Source organism: Sorangium sp. So ce128, assembly GCF_051525245.1.
GTDB lineage: Bacteria > Myxococcota_A > Polyangia > Polyangiales > Polyangiaceae > Sorangium > Sorangium cellulosum_B.
Window position 1 is genome coordinate 89,496 of record NZ_CP150313.1, and the last position, 20,541, is coordinate 110,036.

General features: G+C 70.8%; 15 protein-coding genes. 6 read left to right on the forward strand and 9 right to left on the reverse strand.

Features of this window, described 5'->3' with window-relative positions; translation table 11 throughout:
* Nucleotides 1-216: 216 nt before the first annotated feature.
* Nucleotides 217-1,572: a cyclic nucleotide-binding domain-containing protein gene (locus WME82_RS00340; protein ID WP_437743573.1), complete on the reverse strand. Its 1,356-nt coding sequence runs from the start codon at nt 1,570-1,572 to the stop codon at nt 217-219.
* A 125-nt stretch (nt 1,573-1,697) separates the two neighbouring features.
* Nucleotides 1,698-2,372 carry a dienelactone hydrolase family protein gene (locus WME82_RS00345; RefSeq protein ID WP_437859109.1) on the reverse strand — a complete coding sequence of 225 codons (675 nt, stop codon included), beginning with the start codon at nt 2,370-2,372 and terminating at the stop codon, nt 1,698-1,700.
* A gap of 250 nt (nt 2,373-2,622) precedes the next feature.
* Between WME82_RS00345 and WME82_RS00350 the strand changes: the two genes are divergently transcribed.
* Nucleotides 2,623-3,363, forward strand: a complete 741-nt coding sequence (locus WME82_RS00350) for a hypothetical protein (protein ID WP_049876124.1) — start codon at nt 2,623-2,625, stop codon at nt 3,361-3,363.
* Between the two features lie 168 nt (nt 3,364-3,531).
* Here WME82_RS00350 and WME82_RS00355 read toward each other — a convergent pair whose 3' ends face one another.
* Nucleotides 3,532-4,668, reverse strand: coding sequence for a PLP-dependent aminotransferase family protein (locus WME82_RS00355; protein WP_438041194.1), 1,137 nt, complete (start codon nt 4,666-4,668; stop codon nt 3,532-3,534).
* Between the two features lie 462 nt (nt 4,669-5,130).
* On the reverse strand, nt 5,131-5,598 hold the full coding sequence (locus WME82_RS00360) for a cellulose binding domain-containing protein (protein ID WP_438041195.1): 468 nt from the start codon (nt 5,596-5,598) through the stop codon (nt 5,131-5,133).
* On the opposite strand from WME82_RS00360, the gene WME82_RS00365 reads away from it, so the two are divergent.
* Nucleotides 5,591-6,319: a hypothetical protein gene (locus WME82_RS00365; protein ID WP_438041196.1), complete on the forward strand. Its 729-nt coding sequence runs from the start codon at nt 5,591-5,593 to the stop codon at nt 6,317-6,319. The genes WME82_RS00360 and WME82_RS00365 overlap by 8 nt on opposite strands.
* A 466-nt stretch (nt 6,320-6,785) precedes the next feature.
* Here WME82_RS00365 and WME82_RS00370 read toward each other — a convergent pair whose 3' ends face one another.
* Nucleotides 6,786-7,250 carry an SRPBCC family protein gene (locus tag WME82_RS00370; RefSeq protein ID WP_437743578.1) on the reverse strand — a complete coding sequence of 155 codons (465 nt, stop codon included), beginning with the start codon at nt 7,248-7,250 and terminating at the stop codon, nt 6,786-6,788.
* Between the two features lie 456 nt (nt 7,251-7,706).
* Here WME82_RS00370 and WME82_RS00375 point away from each other — a divergent pair, with 456 nt between their 5' ends.
* Both WME82_RS00375 and WME82_RS00380 read left to right on the forward strand, forming a co-directional pair.
* Nucleotides 7,707-9,341 (forward strand): FAD-dependent monooxygenase, encoded by a 1,635-nt coding sequence (locus tag WME82_RS00375; RefSeq protein ID WP_438041197.1) that lies wholly within the window; start codon nt 7,707-7,709, stop codon nt 9,339-9,341.
* Between the two features lie 68 nt (nt 9,342-9,409).
* Nucleotides 9,410-10,045, forward strand: a complete 636-nt coding sequence (locus WME82_RS00380; protein ID WP_438041198.1) for a TetR/AcrR family transcriptional regulator — start codon at nt 9,410-9,412, stop codon at nt 10,043-10,045.
* Nucleotides 10,046-10,095: 50 nt separating this feature from the next.
* Here the strand turns inward: WME82_RS00380 and WME82_RS00385 are convergent, their stop codons facing one another.
* The 3 genes from WME82_RS00385 to WME82_RS00395 form a co-directional block, all read right to left on the reverse strand.
* Nucleotides 10,096-10,962: an Hsp33 family molecular chaperone HslO gene (locus WME82_RS00385; RefSeq protein WP_437743581.1), complete on the reverse strand. Its 867-nt coding sequence runs from the start codon at nt 10,960-10,962 to the stop codon at nt 10,096-10,098.
* A 192-nt stretch (nt 10,963-11,154) separates the two neighbouring features.
* On the reverse strand, nt 11,155-15,408 hold the full coding sequence (locus tag WME82_RS00390) for a hypothetical protein (protein WP_438041199.1): 4,254 nt from the start codon (nt 15,406-15,408) through the stop codon (nt 11,155-11,157).
* A 13-nt stretch (nt 15,409-15,421) separates the two neighbouring features.
* Nucleotides 15,422-17,248: an OmpA family protein gene (locus WME82_RS00395; RefSeq protein WP_438041200.1), complete on the reverse strand. Its 1,827-nt coding sequence runs from the start codon at nt 17,246-17,248 to the stop codon at nt 15,422-15,424.
* A gap of 347 nt (nt 17,249-17,595) precedes the next feature.
* Here WME82_RS00395 and WME82_RS00400 point away from each other — a divergent pair, with 347 nt between their 5' ends.
* Together WME82_RS00400 and WME82_RS00405 are read left to right on the forward strand one after the other, a co-directional pair.
* Nucleotides 17,596-18,207, forward strand: coding sequence for a superoxide dismutase (locus WME82_RS00400; RefSeq protein WP_012232705.1), 612 nt, complete (start codon nt 17,596-17,598; stop codon nt 18,205-18,207).
* A gap of 177 nt (nt 18,208-18,384) precedes the next feature.
* On the forward strand, nt 18,385-19,158 hold the full coding sequence (locus tag WME82_RS00405; RefSeq protein ID WP_437859159.1) for a GNAT family N-acetyltransferase: 774 nt from the start codon (nt 18,385-18,387) through the stop codon (nt 19,156-19,158).
* Nucleotides 19,159-19,204: 46 nt separating this feature from the next.
* Here WME82_RS00405 and WME82_RS00410 read toward each other — a convergent pair whose 3' ends face one another.
* Complete coding sequence (locus WME82_RS00410) at nt 19,205-20,539, reverse strand: acetylglutamate kinase (RefSeq protein ID WP_438041201.1); 1,335 nt, start codon at nt 20,537-20,539, stop codon at nt 19,205-19,207.
* Between the last annotated feature and the right edge of the window lie 2 nt (nt 20,540-20,541).

A 20,541-nucleotide genomic window follows, 5' to 3' on the forward strand; every position in this document is an offset into this window, starting at 1 on the left:
TCAACAAGAACAACGGATAGACTGAAAGTCTACGAGGCGTGGCGCGGAGCGTCAATCGGTGCGCCCGCCGCGTGCTCGCAGGACGTCGCTAGAGCACCGAGCAGGTTGGAACGCCGCGCGAGAGAGAGTTTGAACCACAGCGACACAGAAGCGACAACAACAAAACCTCCGCGCATCCGTGGTTCGTTTCGTCAATTTTTCGATCGGTTCGGTACCCTAGATCAACACGAAGTCCTCGGCCACGGAGACCTCCTCGGCCATGATGCTCGTGGTCTCCTCGTCGCGCTGGACGGCGAGCTTGTAGAGTTGCGCCAGCACGGCCGGGTGATCCTCGACCAGACCCATGAACTCGGTGGCCGGAAGGTACAGCGTCACGGTGGGGTGAACGGCGATCACCTCGGCGTTCGTCGCGCGGCGGAGGACCATCGCGATCTCGCCGGCGACGTCGCCGGGGCCGAGCGTCGAGAGCACGAGCGGCTCGCCGCGGGCGTCGTCCGCCGCGTCGCGCCGGACGACGGCGACCTCTCCGGAGGCGATGAGGAACAGGCCGGGGGGCCGCTCATCCTGGACGAGCAGCCGCTCGTTCTTCTCGAACGTGCGCGTGCGGAACCGCTTCACGAGCGCGGGCCTGTCGGCCTCGGGCACGACGCGGAGCACGTCGCTCATCCGGACGAGGTTCTCCACCATGCGGTCCCGGCAGTAGGCCGCGAGCTCCAGGCCCACCTCGGGCTCGCGCTGCGCGATGTCGTCGATCGCGTCGCGCTTCACCTCGAGCACGATGGAGGGCCGCGTGGCGATGACGCTCCCGGTGCGCGGGGCCCGAGAGAGCAGCGCCATTTCGCCGAACATGGCGCCGTTCGCGAGCCGGGCGAGGAGGATCTCCTCGTCCCCGCGCCGGCGCCGCGCCTCGAGCTCCCCGCGCGCGACGAAGTAGGCCTCGCTGCGCGCGGCGCCCTGCTCGATCACGGTCGTCCCCGCCGCCACCCAGATGGGCGTGAAGGCGGCGCACAGGGCGCGGAGCGCGTCGCGCCCGACGGACGAGAAGACCGGCTGGGGCGCGATCCCGGGGTGATCGGCCTGGGCGGCCAGCCTGCGCGTGGCGTCGTGGAGGATCTCCGTCGCCTTGTTGAGCAGGAGCGCGCCGGTCAGCACGGAGGCGAGCGGCTGGAACGCCTCGGCGGCCGGCAGGGGCGGCGGCGGCGGCGCGCCCTCGCCGAGCCGCGGCGAGTCCCGGCAGAACGCCTCGGCGATCAGGTCGAGCCCGGGGCCGGCATCGCCGCCGAAGCGCTCGCTCTCGCGCGCGGCCGCCACGGCGAGCGGCAGGTTCTCGAGGTCGATCGCGCGGGCGATCGCGGTGGAGCACGCCTCGCGCGCGGCCTCGTGCCGGTTCAGCTCGCCGAGGAGGCGCCCGCAGAGGCAGAGCGCCGACGGCATCGTCGGGTCGTGCCGGACCAGCGCAGCGGCCCAGCGCAGCGCGGCGTCCCGCTCTCCCGCGAGCGCCAGCGAGAGCGCGCGGTCGATCGGCGACTCCGCCTGCTGGATCGAGCCCGGGAGTACCGGGGGGAGGGCCATGTAAGCGTGTATATCAGGGTTCATTGCGCGGCGGCAAAGAACGCGCCCGGTTGACACCCCGCACGCCCCCGCTCGCCCCGCGTCCCGCGCCCCGCGGATCACCGGGAAGGAGCGCGGCGTCGTGCTCAGGCGAGGTGCTGCTTCAGGAACGCGATGCTCCGTTCCCACGCGAGCTTCGCGGCCTCGGGGGCGTAGACCTCGGGGCGCGTGTCGTTCGCGAACGCGTGGTCGGCGTCATAGACGTGGAGCTCCATGGATTGGCCGCGGGCGGCGAGCTCCTTCTGGATCGCCTCGGCGGCGGCCGGCGTCGCCCAGCCGTCGCGCGCGGCGAAGTGGGCGAGGATCGGCGCCTTGACGCGCGTGTAATCGGGCGCGGGGCTCGGGACGCCGTAGAAGGGCACCGCGGCCGCGAGCTCGGGGATCGTCGCGGCGGCGGCGAAGCTCAGCGCGCCGCCCATGCAGAACCCGATGACGCCGACCTTGCCGGTCGACCGCTCGTGCGCCGACAGGAAGCGGGCGGCGCCGGCGATCTCCTCGAGGGCGCGCGGCTTGTCGAGCTCGGTCATCAGCCGGTTGGCCTCGGTGGCGTCCTTGGTGGTCTTGCCGTGGTAGAGGTCGGGCGCGAGGGCGATGAACCCGGCGGCGGCGAGCCGGTCGAGCAGAGAGCGGATGTGGTCGTTCACACCCCACCACTCCTGGATCAGGACGACGGCAGGCGACTTGTCCCCCTGCTTCGGCCAGACGATCTCGCCGGTCGCCGAGGACCCGTCCTTCGCGGGGAACGAAACCTTTTCGGACATGCGACTCCTCCCTTTCGAGACGGGGATGGGCTGCGCCGTCCTCGTCCGTGATCGGGGATCGGCTTCCGTCGTCCCCGTCGGCAATCGGGGATCGGCTTCCGCCGTCCCCTCATGGCGCGGCGCAGGATAACCGCCCCGCGCACGTTGCGTAGCGCAAACTGCCTGGCACGCGCTCCACGCCGGGACGCCGGCGATGTAGATTGATGGCGTGGATGCGCTGGCGGGACGATGGAGGCGAGCGGTCTCGTCCTTGAAGGAGCTCCGGCTGCGGGTCGCGTTCCTGCGGAGCGAGGTGCTGCGCGCCGATCTCCCCTCCGTCGCCCGCGCGCTCGACGATCTCTGCCGCGACGCCGAGCAGGCCAACCCCCTCGCGCGCGACGTGCTGGGCGCCGTCGTGCCGGTCCTCGTGGATCCTGCGCTCTCGGAGCGCGTCGAGCAGCTCCGAGAGCTCGCGTCCTCCCATGCCCTGCTGCCGCTCTCGCGCCTCCTGCGCCGCAAGGCGCGGCGGCCCGAGGCGCAGCCGGCCTCGCCGGCGCCCGACGAGCGGCTCGTCGCCACGTCGAGCGCCGGTCGCGCGCTCACGCTCGGCGAGCGGCGCGCGCTGGCCCGGCGGCCGACCCGCGCGGCCTTCGACGCCTTGCTCCGGGACCCGCACCCGCTGGTCATCCGCAACCTGCTCGCCAACCCGCGCTTGACCGAGGATGACGTCGTCCGCCTCGCGGCGCGCCGCCCGGCGAACGCGGAGGTCCTGACGGAGATCGCGAAGCACCCCGAGTGGCCGCAGCGCGCGCGGGTGCGCATGGCGATCGTGCAGAACCCGGGCGCGCCGCAGGAGATCGCGGTGCCCATGGTGCGCCTGCTCCTGCGGCCCGAGCTCCTGCGGCTCGCGGCGGCGGCGGACGTGCCCGCGGTCGTCCGGGCCGCGGCGCGGGAGCTGCTCGATCGCCGTCCGCCCGTCCCGCACAAGCCAGGCGGCCCGCTGGCGCAGTGAGGCCGCGCCCTGCGCGGGGTCGGCGGCGTGCGCGCAGGCCGCCGCCGCGGTGTCGCGATCGGAGAGGAGGAGAAGAGAGCAGAGAGGGAGTGAAGGAGAGAGGGAGTTGAAGGGGAGAGGGAGAGAGGTCGTGCTGGCGCTTTCGTGAATCGGCGCCCGCTGGCGAGGCTACGCGACCTCGGCCCAGCACCGCGCGAGGCGGCGCACGCCCTCGTCCAGGTCCTCGTCGCACGCCACCGAGGAGAAGCAGAGCCGGAGGGCGAATGGGCTCACGGCGCCATGAGCCCGGAACAGCGAGCCCGGGTCGAAGGCGACGCCGTGCTCGATGGCGGCGGCCAGGAAGAAGGCCTCGTTCGGCTCGGCGTCGGGCTCGACCCAGATCGCGAAGCCGCCGGCGGGCGGGTCGAACCGCCAGCCGGGCAGGTGCTTTCGGAGCGCCCGCTCCATGCGGGCGGCGCGGCGACCGTAGAACTCCCGCAGGCGCACGAGCCGCTGATCGAAGTCCTCCGTGCGGAGGTAGTCTTCCAGGATGGCCTGCGGCAGGCTGGCCGCCTGCTGATCGGCGGATTGCTTCAGCTGGAGGACCTCGGCGCGGAGCGAGCGCGGGGGCACGAGCCAGCCGACGCGGAGGCCGGGGCAGAGCGTCTTCGAGAACGTCCCGACGTGGAACACGCGATCGGGGGCCTCGGCCAGGAGCGGCCGCGGGACGGCGCCGTCAAAAGATAGATCCGCGTAAGCGTCGTCCTCGATGATGGGCCGGAGGGTCGAGAGGACCCTGGCTCGATCGCTGCGCGACAGCGTGCGTCCACGCGGATTGGAGACGGCGGGCATGAGATAATAGCCATCGACGTTGCTGCCGCCGTCGACGACCGTCGCGCCGAGCTCCTGGAACCGATCGAGCGCGCCGGGGGAGCTCTCGCGGTCGACGCCGATCCTGGCGCGCGATCCGCGGACCAGCTGCGCGGCGAGGGACACGGCCTGCTGTGCGCCGCTGGTCACGATGACGTCGTCGCGAGCCACCTGGGCGCCGCGCCGGCGCAGCTGCCCGGCGATCCAGGCGCGGAGGTCCTCGTCGCCCTCGGGCCAGCTACACGGGAGCGCCGCGCAGCTGGGGTTCTGAAGAGCGCGAACGAACGAGGCCGCGAGCTTCGAGCGCGGGAACTCGCCCGGGGCGGGCAGCCCGCCCGCGAAGCTGATGAGGCCAGGTGTGTCCGCGGCGCGCCGCTTCAGGGGGTCGAACCGCTCGAGGCCGTGTCCGAGCCGCGGTCCGCTCCGCGGCGCATCACGCGAGATCGGGGCCTGCACAGGCCGGGTGTGGGACGACGGGGGAGGAGGCGTTGCGCGCGCGGTGGCATCCATAGAGCTCAGGGTCCGAGCGAGGCCATTCAAGGATGGTGCCGCCCGAGCTGCCCGTCTCCAGGTGGAGCGGAAGCGCTCGCGTCCCATGTCGGGACGGAATTCCATGGAAAATTGGTTACATCGCGGCAACCTGGGACGGGCCAGGGCGTGTAACGGCATGTTGCGGGGTGTGGCGTGCGCGCGCGGCGAGTCAGGCCGCCACAGGGCACCGAAGGGCGTGGAGGGGCGCGCGTCCGCACAGGGCGGCCGGCCCTGCGAGCCAGGTCGGGCTGGTCTGGCCGGCGGGGGATCCGTCCTGAGATCGATCTCCGGAGCTGACCGTACGCCGAGGTCAGGCGAACGTTCGCCCGGGCGGCTATCGATGCGGAGCCTGCTCCCGCAGGACGTGGAGATCGTTCTCGTGGCCAGTCAAGGCTCTGTTCCCCAGGCGAGCACGCCGTCGTGGTACACGGTGACCCGCTCAAACGGCATGAAGGCGGTGTTGGTGCCGAAGGAGTAGTCGTCGGTCTGCGTCATGCGGTCGTAATTGTCACCGTTGTAGATGCGGATCTGCACATTTCCGGACGTGACGTTGGGGGCGATGCCACCTGCGGCGGCGAGGAAACCGAGCTCGAGATAGTGATCGGCCTTCGTGCCCGATGCCTCGCCGAACGTCCTTGTGACGTTGGCGCATCCGTCGATGATCGACGAAAAGTCGCACTCGCTCTTGAGATCCACCTTCGCGACGTCGGCCGTGAACCAGTAGCGAATCGTCAGATCGCTGAGCGCGATGCTCGCATCGTCCGTGTTCTTGACCTGTACCATGAACGACAGATGCTGGGACTCGACGGTGGTGTCCCTCGCAGCATATTGCAGCTCGAGCGCCGGTGTGGTCACGCCGCCGGTGGTCGAGCTCGCGGTGGTGGAGCTCGTGGCGCTACCGCCGCCGGTGCCTGTCGTGCTGCTCGTCGTGGAGCTAGTCGAGCTGCTCGCCGAGGAGCTGGCCGAGGCGCTCGCCGAGGAGCTGGCCGAGCTGCTCGCCGAGGAGCTGGCCGAGGCGCTCGCAGCGTCGTCCCCGCCAGCGCCGCCCAGACCCCCAGCGCCGCCGGCACCATCGGCGCCACCTGAGCCGGACGAGCTGCTCACCGTCGCGCTCGTGACATCGCCCGCAGCGCTGGACGAGCCGCTCGTTGTGGAGCTCGTCGAGCCGCTCATCGCAGATACGGTGGAGCCAGCGCCGGCTGAGCTGGACGAAGGCGCCCCACCCGAGCTGGCGGAGGCGCCGCCCCCGCCTCCTGTGTTCTCGCCGTCCAGGCTGGAGCCTTGGGCACATGCCACGAGCGTCAGGAACGAGATGGCACAGAGCGCGGCGGTTCCCTTCGGCCAAGAGCTCGATCGGTTGGCTCGGTTGACCCGATTGCCGCGACTGCCCAGCTGCGGCGGCGCTCCTGCCCTCGTCGACACCTTCCCCCTGGAACCCCGGATACGAGCTGCTCCCGAGGTCATCGGGCCGAGCAGCGACGCACACCTTGCCATCGGTCGCATCTTGAACACCCCTGCGACCGCTCGACCAAGTCCGAAGGCCGAACGGAAGGAAGTTGAGGTCAACAGCTTATAGAGAACCGCCTGGCATCAGCAAGAGGCTTGCCATGGGAACTTTCTGTCGATGTCGTAGCTGATGGGGTATTCGTCCACATGCATTGCCCTCAGAGCGGGCGGATGAATGCTGGCCATACACTGGACGACGTTTCACGTGTTTTGCGGACACCGCGCCACGCCGCGCCAGCGGGGTCGGTGTGGCGTCCCTGGCATCGGTCATGTGAAGTGACGGGGCCGCGCTGCGCGTCCTCCAGCGGAGGCGGCGCATGGGCCAGTTGAACTCGGAGTCCTCCATGAACCGCGTTGACCACGGCGCCGGTCTCTCCTCGTCGCCGAACGAGAGCACCGAACCGCAGAACGGGTCGCCCTTGCCCTCTGTGGAGGGCGCGCTCCAGCGAGAGGATCGGTCCGCCCAGCCGTAGTTCACGTCCAGGGGGAAGGGGCATGAAGACCAGGCGCTGCCTGTCGGCGAGCGCGCGAGGGGGTCACGTGGCGCGCGCGGGCTGCGAGGCCTCGAGCCGCGCCTTTTCAGCGAGCAGCAGCTCGGTGAACGCCGCGATGAACATGCGCCTGGCGAGCGATCCGAGCCGCTTGCCGACGAGCGGCAGCGGGATGTCGAAGCGTGATGTCCAGTCGATCTCCGTGCCCTCGCCGCGCGGAGTGAAGCGGAGACGCGAGCCCTGGTGCCGGAGCGGCTGCGTGCTCTCGACGATCTGGTAGTCGAACGAGGACGGCCGCTCGAAGGCCGTGATCTCCTCGACGTAGCGAATCCGCTTCCCGACGCGCACCTCGCGGAGGGCGCCGAGGCCGTTGTGCTCGGTGAGCCCTGGCCGGACGACCTTCGTGTGGGTGCCGTCCCCGGAGCACAGGAAGCGTTCGTGGTCAGCCACCGCGTCGAAAACCCGCTCGACCGGGGCGTGGATGTAGACGTTGACGTGGACCTCTTGCATGCGGCGACCATCGCACGAAGACCTCGCCGAGCGAGGGCGGGGTGGGGGGCGGGTGAGCGCGGAGTTCGCTGGTGGGCTTCAAGATCCGTTCCTGTTGAATGTGGCGGCGTCGCTGAGCTCAACCAGGGGGCGATCGTTGGTCCTCGGTCGGCGGCTCAACCTCGGTCAGCGGCTCAACCTCGGTCGGTCGGCTCAACCTCGGTCAGCGGCTCAACCTCGGTCGGTCGGCTCAACCTCGGTCGGTCGGCTCAACCACGGTCGGCCGCTCACGGTCGGCCGCTCAACCCCGGTGCGGTTGACGGTGCGGTTGACGCAGCTGGGCGAGCTCAACCATGGTGCGATTGACCATGGGAATGTGTGTCAATGTGAGACATACTTTGCCTTGATGCCTTGCCAACCGAAGGAGGTCCTCACATAAAGTGAGTGAATGCTCACTCACCAATCCGGAGGCGGCCTATGACAGAAGCTGTGGATGCGCTGGTCGTCGGTGGAGGTCCGACGGGCTTGACGATGGCCGGAGAGCTTGTTCGGCGCGGGCTCGCAGTGCGGATCGTGGACAAGGCATTGGAACCGCCGCCGGATCACTCGCGAGCGCTCGTGGTGCAGACGCGGACGATGGAGATCTTCACCAGCATGGGGATCGCAGACGCCGCGATGGCGCGCGCCACGCGCGTCGGAGGGCTCAACGTCCTCCTCTCGAACGGCCAGCGCGCACGCTTGCCGATCTTCGACTTCCCGGAGCTCTCCACGCCCGTTCCAGGCATCTTCGTCATCCAGCAGTTCGACACCGAGCGCGTCCTCGAGTCGCGGCTCTCGGAGCTGGGCGTGACGGTCGAGCGCGGCGCCGAGCTCGCTTCCTATACCCAGGACAGCGCCGGCGTCACATGCACGCTCCGCAGGGTCGACGGGAACACCGAGGTGGTGCGCGCGAAGTGGCTCCTCGGTTGCGACGGCGCGCGCAGCGTTGTCCGCCAGGGCGCAGACATCGCCTTCGAGGGCGACACCTACGACGATCACTGCATGCTCGGCGACCTCGTCATCGACTGGCCACTGCCGGACGGCGACATCTATATCAGCCCTTCGCGCCGGGGCCTCGCAGCGGCCTTCCCCGTGCCCGGAAGCCACCGGTTCCGGATCGTCCTTATCCTGCCCGAAGCGTCGCCGGCGCGCGGCGCGTCGCTCTCGCTCGAGGAGTTCGAAGGCGTGATGCGCTCGATGATCCCCACGCCGTTCAAGATACAGAAAGCGATCGTCCTCTCGCGCTACCGGCTGCACCACCGCGTCGCCACGCGGCTGCGCAAGGGGCGCGTGTTCCTCGCCGGCGACGCGGCGCACATCCACAGCCCGGCCGGCGGGCAGGGGATGAACACCGGAATCCAGGACGCGTACAACCTGGCGTGGAAGCTCGCGGCCGTCGAGCAGGGCAGGATGCCAGCGTGGCTGCTCGACACTTACGAGATGGAGCGGCTGCCCGTCGCGCGCCGGCTGATCGCCTTCACAGACCGCCTCTTCGGGCTCATGGCCGGACACGGTCTCATGGGCCGGGCGCTGCGCATCGTCGCGCCGCGCCTGATGACCCGCGCCATCGGCGTCGCTGCCGTGCAACGCCGGATACTGGGGTTCGTCTCGCAGCTCAAGATCCGATATCGGAAGAGCCCGCTGTCCATCCAGATCGGGCACCCGCCGGAGCGCGGGCCCCGCGCCGGAGATCGCGCGCCGGACGCCTCGCTGCGCAACGCGGCGGGACAGCAGGTCCACCTGTTCGAGCTGATGCGCGGCGTCGAATCCACGCTGCTGCTCTTCGCCGGTCCACCCCAGGGCAGCGCGAACACCGAGGCGCACGGGCACGTCCGGCGGCTCGCCGCGGAGCTCAGCAGGCCGGACCTCAAGGTGCTGGTCATCAGCGCGCCCGAGGCCGGAGGGTACGCAGATCCGGACGGGCGCGCCCACGCGGCGTACGGCGCCGAGGCGGCAGCCGCCGTCCTCGTCCGGCCGGACGGCTACGTCGGCGTGCGCTGCGATCCGCTCGACGAGCGCGAGCTCAGGCAGGCGCTCGACCGGCTCTTCACCCGCAGGGCCGAGGCCCCCTAGCGCACGCCGACCGCAGCGCGCCCGAGCCGCCGCGCGGCGCTGCTAGACGTCGAGGAGAGAGGACGCTGATGAGCCGACGCCCGCGCCCGCACGACACGTTGACCGAGGCGCAGAAGAAGATCGTCGACGCTGCGGTGGCCGCCTTCGCCGAGCAAGGCTTCCACGGGACCGCGACCAAGGAGATCGCGCGGCGCGCAGGGGTCGCCGAGGCGACGATCTTCAAGTACTTCCCGAGCAAGCGGGACCTCCTCCTGGGTGTCATCGGTCCCGCCGTCGAACGGCTCGTCGGGCCCGCGCTGGCGCGCTCCATGGACCCGCTCTTCGAGGCGACGTACCCGACCTTCGAGGCGTTCTTGCGGGCGCTCCTCGCCGAGCGCATCGCCTTCGTGCGCGCGCACCCGCAGCTGGTGCGCATCCTCGCGCAGGAGCTGCCGTTCGACGCCGAGCTGCGGCTCGGCATCGCCGGCAGGGTCTTCGGGCCGCTCCTCGAGAAGGGGATCACCTTGATCGAGCACTTCCAGCGCGAAGGGCAGATCGTCGGGTGGCCGCCGCCCCTCGTCATCCGCTGCGTCGCCTCGACGTTCGTGGGGTACATCGTCCACCGCGTGTACATCGCCCCCGATGCGGCGTGGGACGATGAGGCGGAGATCGAGCGGGTCATCGCCTTCGTGATCCGCGGCCTCTCGCCTCGCGAGCCCGCGTGACCCCGTGCGTGGGCGTGCGGCCCGCCGGCCGCGCGCAGGCGCGCGGCGGCTCAGCTCGTCGTCAGCAGCGAGCGGAGCTGCGACGGCGACACCTGGTAGTCCTTGCCGCAATAATCGCAGCGGATGTCGAGGACCTTCCCGTCCGTGACCATCTCCTCGATGTCGCTCCGCGGCAGGCTCGCCAGCGTGGCCATCACCCGGAGCTCGCTGCAGCGACAGCTGAAGCTGAGCGGCGAGTCCTCGAGCCGTGAGAACGGCATGCCGTAAAGCAGCTCCCCGAGCAGCACGTCCGCCGAGGCTCCCTCGTGCGCGAGCACGTCGTCGAGGCGCTCGAAGTCCTTGAGCCGCTCGGTCATCACCATGAGCGGACCGCGCTCGACCTCCGGGAGCAGCTGCACGAGGTAGCCGCCGGAAGCGCCGACGCCGTCCTCGCCGATCAGCGTCGCCACCGCGATCATCGAGACGACCTGCTCCGATTCCTGCATGTACGTCATCAGGCCCGCGGAGATGCCGCCCTCGGTCGGGATCTCGACGACCCCCTGGTGGAGCATGCCGCTCGGCAGCGTGCGCATGACCTGCAGCAGCGACCCTCCGCCGATCTTCACCGCGCTCTCCGCCGTGGCCCCCTTGCCCAGGTTGACGAGGCCGCGGCTCGTGCCGTCCGGGTGCGAGTCGGCCACCAGGGTCCCGTGACCGGCCGCGCCCTTGACGATCGCCTGGACCCGCAGGTTCGGCGCCATCGCCTCGCGCACGAGGATGGCGCCGGTGATCAGCTCTCCCAGCCGCTGCGCGGTCGCGCCGGTCGCAGATTGCACCGCGACGGCCCCCCGCACGGTCTCGGTGGTCAGCGCCGTGATGACGCGAAAAGCGCCATCCATCGTGATGGCGCGGACGACGGAATCAGAAGGTCGGGGCAAGATGCACTCTCCCGTGGGAAAACATCGTTAGGCCACGGACGGCCGATGGCAACCCGCGCCGCATCGATCGCCGCAGGCGGAGGCGCCCCGCAGGCGGGCGCGCCTCGCATAAAAGCATAGTTATTCCGTTGGCTTGTAGCACAGGCACCCCCTCCTGCGCGGCGCGGGGGGGGCGCCGCCCGGGGGGAGAGCTCAGCTGCGTCGGCGGCGCCGGTGCAGCACGGCGGCGCAGGCGCCGGTCGCGAGCAAGGCCCACGGCGCCGAGCGGCTGCCGTCGCCCTCCGCGCCCACCGTGCAGGCGCAGCCGCCGCCTTGCACCACGACGCCCTCACCGGGGAGCGGTGTGGTGCACGGGCCGATCGTGTTGTCGGGGTTGCGGCAACCCGGGACGCACTCCTTCGTCTCCTCGTCGCACACCATCCCAGCGCCGCAAGCGCTGTCCTGCTCGCACTCCGCGGGCTGATCGTCCGCGGGGTTGTTCGGATCGCGCTCGCCCTCGTCGACCACCCCGTCGTGGTCCGCGTCCTCCTCGCCGTCGCTCGCTCCGCCGCCATCGGTGTCGGCCTGCGTCGGCGAGGTCGTCGTCTCCCCGTCGTCGCCGTCCGGCACGCAGGTGGCCGCGTCGGCGTCGGTGTCCTCGTGCGAGCAGCCCTTGCCCAGCTCGGTCCCATCGAGGAGCCCGTCCCCGTCGCTGTCGGGATCGAGCGCGTTGATCTTCCCGTCCTCGTCCGTGTCGACGCCAGGCTCGACCTCCTCGCCGTCGAGCGCGCCGTCGTCGTCGCTGTCGGCGTCGTCCGGATCGGTGCCGAGCGCCGTCTCCTCGCTGTTCGAGAGGCCGTCGCCGTCGCGATCGCCGAGATCGTCCCCGGCGTCGTTCGGATCGGTCTCTCCCTCGTCGACCTTGCCGTCGTGGTTCAGGTCCTCATCGCCGTCGCTCTGGCCGCCGCGGTCCGTGTCGGGATTCACCACGCTCGTCGTGGTGGTCCCGCCGTCGGCGTCGGGCGTGCAGCTCTCGGCGGCGGCATCGGTGTCCGCGTCCGCGCAGCCCTTCCCCGCCTCGGTGCCGTCGAAGAGCCCGTCGCCGTCGCTGTCCGCGTCCAGGACGTCGGGCAGGTCGTCGCCGTCGCCGTCGTCGCTGGGGTTCGGCTCCTCGCCGTCGAGCAGGCCGTCGTTGTCGGTGTCGCGATCTTCCGGATCCGAACCGAGGAACACCTCGAGATCGTCGCTCAGCCCGTCGGCGTCTCCGTCGGCGTTCTGGCTGTCGTCGGCGCCATGGCCGGCGGTCGGCTCCGTCTCGCCGGCCTCGAGCGCGCCGTTCAGGTTGGCGTCCTCCGAGCCGTCGGTCGCGCCGCCCCGGTCGCTGTCACGGCTCAGCGCCGACGTCATCGTGGCCCCGCTGTCCCCGTCCGCCGTGCAGTGCTCGGCGTCCGCGTCGGTGCCGGGGCCGTCGCAGGCGAGGCCGAGCTCGGTCCCGTCGTAGAGGCCGTCGTCGTCGCTGTCCACGTCGAGGGGGTGGATGAGCCCGTCTCCGTCCGCGTCGTCCGCCGGGTTCGGCTCCTGCCCGTCCTGCACGCCGTCGTCGTCGGAGTCCGCGTCGTCCGGGTCCGTGCCCAGCGTCTCCTCGAGGTCGTCGCTCAGCCCGTCCTCGTCCTCGTCGTCGTTGTCGCCGTCGTCGTCGCCGCGCCCGCGGGTCGGTTCGGTCTCGCCGTTGTCCGCGACGCCGTTCAGGTTGGCGTCCTCGGAGCCGTCGCTCGTGCCGCCGTCGTCCGTGTCTGCGTCGAGCGGCGACGTCTTCGTGGCGCCGGCGTCCTCGTCCGGGGCGCAGCGCCGCGACGGCGCGGTGCCAGGGCCGTCGCAGCCCAGGCCGAGCTCGGTCCCGTCGAAGAGGCCGTCGTTGTCGCTGTCGACGTCGAGCGCGTTGAGGAGCCCATCGCCGTCCGTATCGTCCGCCGGGTTCGGCTCGAGCCCGTCGCGGACGCCGTCTCCGTCGGTGTCGGCGTCGTTCGGGTTCGTGCCGAGCGAGACCTCGAGATCATCGCTCAGCCCGTCGTCGTCGGCGTCCGTGTTCTGCGGATCGTCGTCTCCATGACCGGAACGGGGGTCGGTCTCGCCCGCGTCGAGCACGCCGTTCAGGTTGACGTCCTCGGAGCCGTCGCTCGCGCCGCCGCGATCCGTGTCGGCCTCGAGCGGCGACGTCCTCGTGGCGCCCGCGTCGCCGTCGGCAGCGCAGTTGCCCGCCGTCGCGTCGGTGCCCGGGCCGTCGCAGCCGAGCCCGAGCTCGGTCCCGTCGAAGAGGCCGTCGTTGTCGCTGTCGACGTCGAGCGGGTTGATCAGCCCGTCGCCGTCGTTGTCGTCCGTCGGGTTCGGCTCCTCGCCGTCGCGCACGCCGTCGTCGTCGCTGTCGGCGTCGTTCGGATCGGTGCCGAGCGTCGCCTCGAGATCGTCGCCCAGGCCGTCGTTGTCGGCGTCGGCGCGCTGGTCGTCGGCGCCGTGCCCGGCCGCCGGGTCGCTCTCGCCCGCGTCGAGCACGCCGTTCAGGTTGGCGTCCTCCGAGCCGTCGAGCACGCCGCCGTTGTCGGTGTCCGCGTCGAGCGGGTCGGTCGTCGTCGCCCCGGCGTCGCCGTCGGGCACGCAGTGCCCCGCCAGCGCGTCCGTCCCCGGACCATCGCAGTCCGTCGCGCCGATCTCCGTCGCGTCGAACAGCCCGTCGTCGTCGCTGTCGACGTCCCGCGCGTTGACGAGGCCATCGCCGTCGGTGTCGCGGTCCCAGAGCTGCTCGTCGCCGTCGCTCACGCCGTCGTCGTCCGTGTCGGCGTCGTTCGGGTCCGTGCCAGCGAAGTTCTCGTCGCCGTCGCTCAGCCCGTCGCCGTCGCTGTCGACGAGGATCTCCGTGGGAGGCGTGCCCGGCTCCGCGCCGTTGCCGTCCGTCGGGTAGTCCTGGGCAGCGCCTCCCTCGGGGCTCTGCCCGGTGATGATGGCCTGGTTCGCGATCTCGCCGTCCGTGCCCGGATCGATGGTCACGCGGAACCGCACCGTCGTGGTCTCGCTGACGCCGAGCGACCCGCCCTGGGCCGCGTCGGCGCCGTCGCCGAGCCGGACGCGGATCGCCCGCGAGCCGGCGACGTACTCGCCCTCGTCGTCGCCGGGCGCGTCGGTCACGCCGCCCATGTTCGGGCCCGAGGCGATCTCGAGCGAGCCCGGCACGAAGGTGACCCCGGCGGGCAGCGGGTCGTTCAGCACGACCGCCGCGGCGTTGTCGTCCCCGGTGTTGGTGACGAGGATCGTGTATTCGAGCGTGTCGCCAGGCGTGACGCCGCCGCCGTTGAGATCGAGGACCGACTTGGTCGACGTGGAGAGATCCGGGAGGCGCGTCGGCACCGACGTGATGAGGCCGCCGAGCAGGTAGCTGTCGGCGCCGTCGACGGCCGCCCCGACCTCGGCCTCCGTGTCGCCGGCCATGAGCAGGTTGGCCGGCACCTGCGTCACGTCGATGTCGATGCCGCTCATGCTCAGCGGCCCGCCGGTGAGCCTCGGCAGATCTCCCGCCGAGGACATCGGCGCGCCGAGGAACGAACGGGAGCTGTTGAAGAAGTTGTTCGCCGGGTTCTGTGCGTCGAACAGCGCGGTCCCGTTCCACTCGAGCGCGTCGCCGGTCGAGCTGTCGCCGTCGTACCCGATGACGCCGAGCTTCGCCTGGCCCCCGCCCGAGGGGACGACGAACCCCGAGATCCTCCAGCCGACCGTCGCGCCGTCGATCACCTGATCCAGCCCGTCGAAGACGGCGAGGTTCCGCGCGGGCGCGGTCGTCAGCTCGTAGAGCACGACCATCCACCAGCCGGCGAACGCGATCTGCTGGCTCACGCTGTCCAGATCGGTCCCGTTGGAGATCCCGCTCAGGCGATACGCCCCCGCGCCGCGCGTCTGCACGATCGACGTGACGTTGGCGACCGTCTGGGCGTGGGCGAGGCCCAAGATCTCCGTCTGGCCCGAGATCGTACCGGTCACGGTAGAAGCGGGGATGCCCGGCCGATCCAGGGTCACGGTGAGATCGGCCGAGGTGCCGCTGTCGCGGCTCACCGTCCAGTAGAGGTACGCGTGGGTCACCCGAGCGCCCGCGGGGAGGCTGAGGACCGCGGTGCTGCGGGCAGCCGCGGGATCGACGCTGTTGTTTGCCTCGGCCTGGCCGGCGAGGGGGCTGTCGCCCCGCCAGTAGATGTCGGGCGCGGAGTCCCCCAGCGTCGCGGTCGTGCCGCACGTCCCGACCGTGCCCACCAGCGGCGCGGGCGTGGACGACGCGCAGTCGTGCGCGAGCGTGTTGCCGATAAGGACGAAATCACCCCGCTGCGCCACCTGGACCCGCCGCACTGGAGCCGCGCTCGCGGTCCCGGAGAGCGCCCCGAGCAGCGCGGCGCCTGTGAGCCCCGTGAATGCCAATCGCTTTGCCATCGACGCCTCCAGCCTAGGGCTGCTTCTTTTCCTTCTCGATGATGTTGAACTGGACGCGCCGGTTCTTCTGGCGACCCGCCTCGGTCTTGTTCTCCGCGATCGGGACGTCGGGGCCGTAGCCCTTCGCTTGCAGGCGCTGGGCCGCGATGCCGCGCTCGACGAGCGCCTTCAGCACCGACTCCGCGCGGGCCTGGCTCAGCTTCGTGTTGAACTGGCGCGTGCCGCGGTCGTCCGTGTGGCCCTGGACCTCGATCTTGAGGATCTCCGGGTGATCCTTGAGCACGCCGGCGACCTCGTCGAGCAGCTCGTTGCTCACCGGACGGATGGTCGCCTTGCCGGTGTCGAACTGCACCTGCTGCAGGATGACGATCTCGGTCTCGGTCACCCGGACCGCGACCGGGCACCCGTTCTGCGTCGGATCTTCGTTCGGCTTGCCCTTCTCGTTCGGGCAGGCGTCCTTGTCGTCGCGGATGCCGTCGCCGTCGGTGTCGCCCGGGCAGCCGTTCGTGGCCGGGTCGGTCGTGGTGAGGCCGGGCAGATCCGGGCAGGCGTCCGACGCGTCGGGGACCTTGTCGCCGTCGCGATCGGGCGGCGGCGGGCACCCGTGCTGCTTCGGGTCGTCGTTCGCCGGGCCGGCCTGCTCCGGGCAGGCGTCGACGTCGTCCGTGATGCCGTCCTTGTCGCGGTCCCCTGGCGGCGGGCAGCCGTTCTTCTTCGGGTCCGGCGAGGCGATGCCGGCCACGGCGGGGCAGGCGTCGACCGCGTCGAGGATGCCGTCGTGGTCCGCGTCCTTGGGCGGCGGACAGCCGTTCTTCGTGCGATCCGGGCTGCGGACGCCCGCGGTGTGCGGGCACGCGTCGTCCACGTCGGCGATGCCGTCGGCGTCCTGGTCCTGCACGGGCGGCTTCACCTCGGGCGAGTAGGCGACCATGGCCACCGCGCGGAACGAGGGGGTGCCGACGCCGGGGGTGAGGCCAGGGCCCACGCCGAGCCCGGCCTCGAAGTCGTCCGCGAAGCGGTAGCGCCCGCCGAGCAGGGCTTCCAGGTTGGTCGTGCGCTGCTGGACGTCGGTGACCGTGACCGCGCCGGTGATCTCAGGGCCGATCTGCAGGCGTCGCTCGTCGTCGAGCAGCAGCCCGACGCCGGCGCCCCAGTGCACCGTCATCCCCTGCTCGACGTTGGCGAACTGCCTCGTGGACCGGAACTCCGGCCCCGCGGCGAGCGACCACACCGCGCGATCCAGGTGGCCGCCGAGGATGAGCTGCGGACCGCCGCGCACGCTGCCGTCGCCCGAATACGCCTCGGGGTCGCCGGTCGGCAGCCACACGTAGCCGCCGAGCGCGATCTGGAACGGATCGAAGTAGCCGCCGAGGAGCGTCGCGCGCGCGCCGAGCCGGAGATCCCCGAGGGCGCTGCTGGTCGGCGGCGGCAGCAGGGCGCCGGAGGCGGCGCCGCCGTCGCCCGACTGGAGCGCGATGGGCAGATCGATGTTCACCGTGAGGCGCTCCCACAGAGAGAGCGAGGCGCTCAGGTGGAGCAGGAGCTGGCTGCCGACGACCTTGCCGTCGCCGAACTCCTCGTTCCCCGACAACCGCCGCAACACGAGCGGATCCTGGGCGTAATCGCCGAGGAGCATGATGTGGGGTGCGGTGCTTCCTGCCGTGTAGGCGGACTGGACTCCGAACATCCTGTCGCCGGCGGGTGCAGGCTGGAACCTGTCGAGCGCGAAGCCTTCGGGTCTCGCGGGTTCCTGCGCCTCGGCGTGAGCCGCTGCGCCGAGCAGGCACAGCGCCGCCGCGAGCGCGGCCGTCGGATGAGTCCCCTGTGTACGAGCCGGCATGAACGAGGTCGCCTCCTTGCGCGAAGGAACAGCAAGCACCGGGAGTATCGACTGAAACGGCGGCGGCGTTCAACGTTTCACGAGGTTTTTGGGCGCGCGCCGGCCGATCGGGCCAGCTCGGGCGCGGCGCCGTGCGGCGCGCGGGGGTCGTGGCGTCCCTGCGCGGGATCACGGCGCGGCTCGAGCCGGCGTCCGGAGTTTCCTGCGCGGAAGGTCAGGCCCGATGGCGTCGTGAGTCGGCGGTGTGTCACGTCGCACGGCAGGGTTGCTACCGGAGAGCGGCAGCGGTAAAGCGGCGACCTGACCCCGCGGCACGCACTGCTTGCGGTACTCGTTTAGGAGGCACCATGTCCCGCGAACCCAAGAGTTTCGACAACCTCCTCGGCGGCAACGCCAAGGGCCTGAGCGACCTGCAGCTCAAGGCGCACTTCACGCTGTACCAGGGCTACGTGAAGAAGCTCAACGAGATCTGGGAGCAGCTTGGCAAGGCCGACCGCAGCGCGCCGAACTACTCGTACAACGCGTACAGCGAGCTGAAGCGTCGCGAGCCGGTCGCCTTCAACGGCACGGTGCTCCACGAGCTGTACTTCGAGAACATCGGCAACGGCTCGACGCAGCCGAGCGCCCAGTCGAAGAAGCTCATCGAGGCGTCGTTCGGCAGCTTCGACGCCTGGCTGGCCGACGCGAAGGCGTCGCTCCTGAGCGCGCACGGCTGGACGGTGCTCGTGTACGACTACCAGGAGCAGAAGCTCTTCAATAACCTCGTCCGGACCGAGCACGATGTCGGTCTGTTCGCGAACACGCATATCATGGTCGCCATCGACGCCTGGGAGCACGCGTACTTTGCGGACTACCAGACCAAGAAGGCGGACTATGTGGCCAACGTGCTCTCGGGCCTGAACTGGGATGTGATCAACGCGCGCCTCGCGCAGATCGGGCCGCACGCTCAGCAGGGGTGATCCTGTCGTTACCCGGCGGGGGCACCCGTCCCCGCCGGCTCACCGGCGAGTTCGGCGTTCCCGTGCCACGCGGCGACCACCTCCTCCTCGGGCCGGACTTCCCGCAGACGCGGCTTTCCAGATCATGCCTCGCCCCCAGTGCCCCGTCCGCGTTCGTCCTGTAGACTGGGCGCGGCGATGAGCAAGGCCGAGTCGAGCACCCGCGCCGCCGGGGAAGAGAGCCTCATCTACGTGCGCCGGATCCACCGGCGCGACCTGAACCGGGTCTGGGAATTCCTCAAGAAGGTGTTCCGCGACGTGAACCGGGAGACGGTCGAATACCAGCGGCCTCGCTCGAAGAAGCGGTTCCTCGAGGTCTACGAAGAAGAAGGGGTCGAGCAGCTCCTCTTCGAGGTCCGGGCGGCGCATGGTCAGGAGATCGTCGGCTACGCGGAGTGCGCCTTCGAGATCACCGGGACCGATAACTGGATGAACGAGCGCTACTTCACGAAGCACGACATGCGCCCGCTCTTCGTCGAGGAGCTCGCGGTCCACCCCGAGTACCAGGGCCGCGGCGTCGGCGCCTTCATGCTCGAGCAGCTCGAGCACCTCGCGCGCATCCACGGCTGCACCCACCTCGTGCTGGAGGTGGCCGAGAACAACGACGGCGCCCTCAAGTTCTACCGGAAGCGCAGCTTCTACCGGCTCGACGCCGCGATCTTCATGGCGAAGAAGGTCGCTGTCGACGCGGAGCTCCTGCCGCCTCGGGCGCTCAAGAAGCCCCGCAGCCCGGAGGCGCTCGGCGCGCCCGCGAAGCCGAAGCGAGCGCCGCGGCGGACGCTGAAGGCGCGCGGCGGCGAGAAGCGGTCGAGCGCCCCGCCGCCGGCGTCGCGCCCGTCGGGCCCCGCGACGGACGAGGAGATCGAGCCGCTCGAAGAGGCGGAGAACGACGGCGGCGGCGACCCGCCGTGAGCCCGCGCGCGACGAGGCGCCCCCGCCACGGCGGGTGAGGGCGGGGTCAGACCGTGCCGTGCTGGCGCAGGGTTGCCGGCAAGGACAGCGCGTGATCGATGCAGGCGCGGATGTCGTCGAAGTTCGACAGGCCGTACCAGAACACCGTCCAGTTCTCGTTGCGGTAGCTGCCCTCGGCCTGCTGGAAATACCAGGGGTTGATCTCGTTGCCGTTCCGGGCGCGCCAGAACAGCTTCGGGTTCTCGCTCTTCATCCGCGTCCAGAGCGAGCCGCCGATCCCCACGCCCTGCGCCTCCGAGGTCACCGCGAACTTGTCGAGGTACGGAGTGAGCGGGGCCCTCCCGCGCGGGTCGAGCGTGAGGATCGCCGTCGCCCGGTAGGAGTCGGACAGGTAGATGCGATAGAAAGGCTTCTTGTCGAAGTAGTGCTCGTCGAGCTTCCGCTCGAAGCACGCCTCGAGCAGGTCGCGAAGCCGGCCGCGGTCGATGCCGTCCAGCGTGTCGTGCCGGAGGATCCGCTCGCCGCGGCGGACGAGCGTGCCAGAGCCCGTGTGCGTGAAGAGCTCCTTCGCCAGGTGATCCGGCGACGTGATCGAGACCGACGAGGTCGCCGGCAGCCCGTCGAGCAGGAGCTTGATCTCCTGCAGCTTGAGGCGCATGCCGCCGTTCAGCGAGGGCTGGGCCATGAGGCCCGCGAAGTCCTCCTCGAGGTTGATGGCCGAGATGATGCGCCCGTGCTCGTCGAGGAGGCCACCCGTGCTCGTGAGGAAGATCATCTTGAACGGCTGCGTCGCGAGCGCGAGCTCGCGCGCGGCGACGTCGGCGTTGATGTTGAGGATCTGCCCGCCCGGCGTCTCCCCGAGGCAGGCCAGGATCGGCAGGTGCCCGGCGCGGAGGCTGGACCTCACCGCGTCGACATGGACGCGCTCCACCTTGCCCACCAGCCCGAGGCGCGGCTCGTCGAGCAGCGACGCCTCGAAGACGCCCGCCGTGATCGGCCGCGTGCGCGTGCCCATCTCCTCGAGCGCCTCGACGAGCCGCAGGTTCTCGCGGAGGAAGACGCGGCGGGCGATCTCCAGGATGCGGGGCGTCGTGACGCGCAGGCCATTGACCCGCTCCGTCGGGATGCCCGCCTGGGCGAGCGCCCGATCGAGCTGCGGCCCGGCGCCATGGATGACGACGGGATACAGCCCGACCTGGTTGAGGAACACGAGCGAGGTCGCGAGCGCCTCGAGGTCCTCGTCGAGGATGGCGCCGCCGACCTTGATGATCGCAAACTTCTGCTGATCGACGGCCGCGTACTGCTTCAGGTACTGCTCGACCTCCTTGCGGCTGCCGAGGTTCCTGAGCAGGCGGACGATGACGTCTTGCGTCGAACCCATCG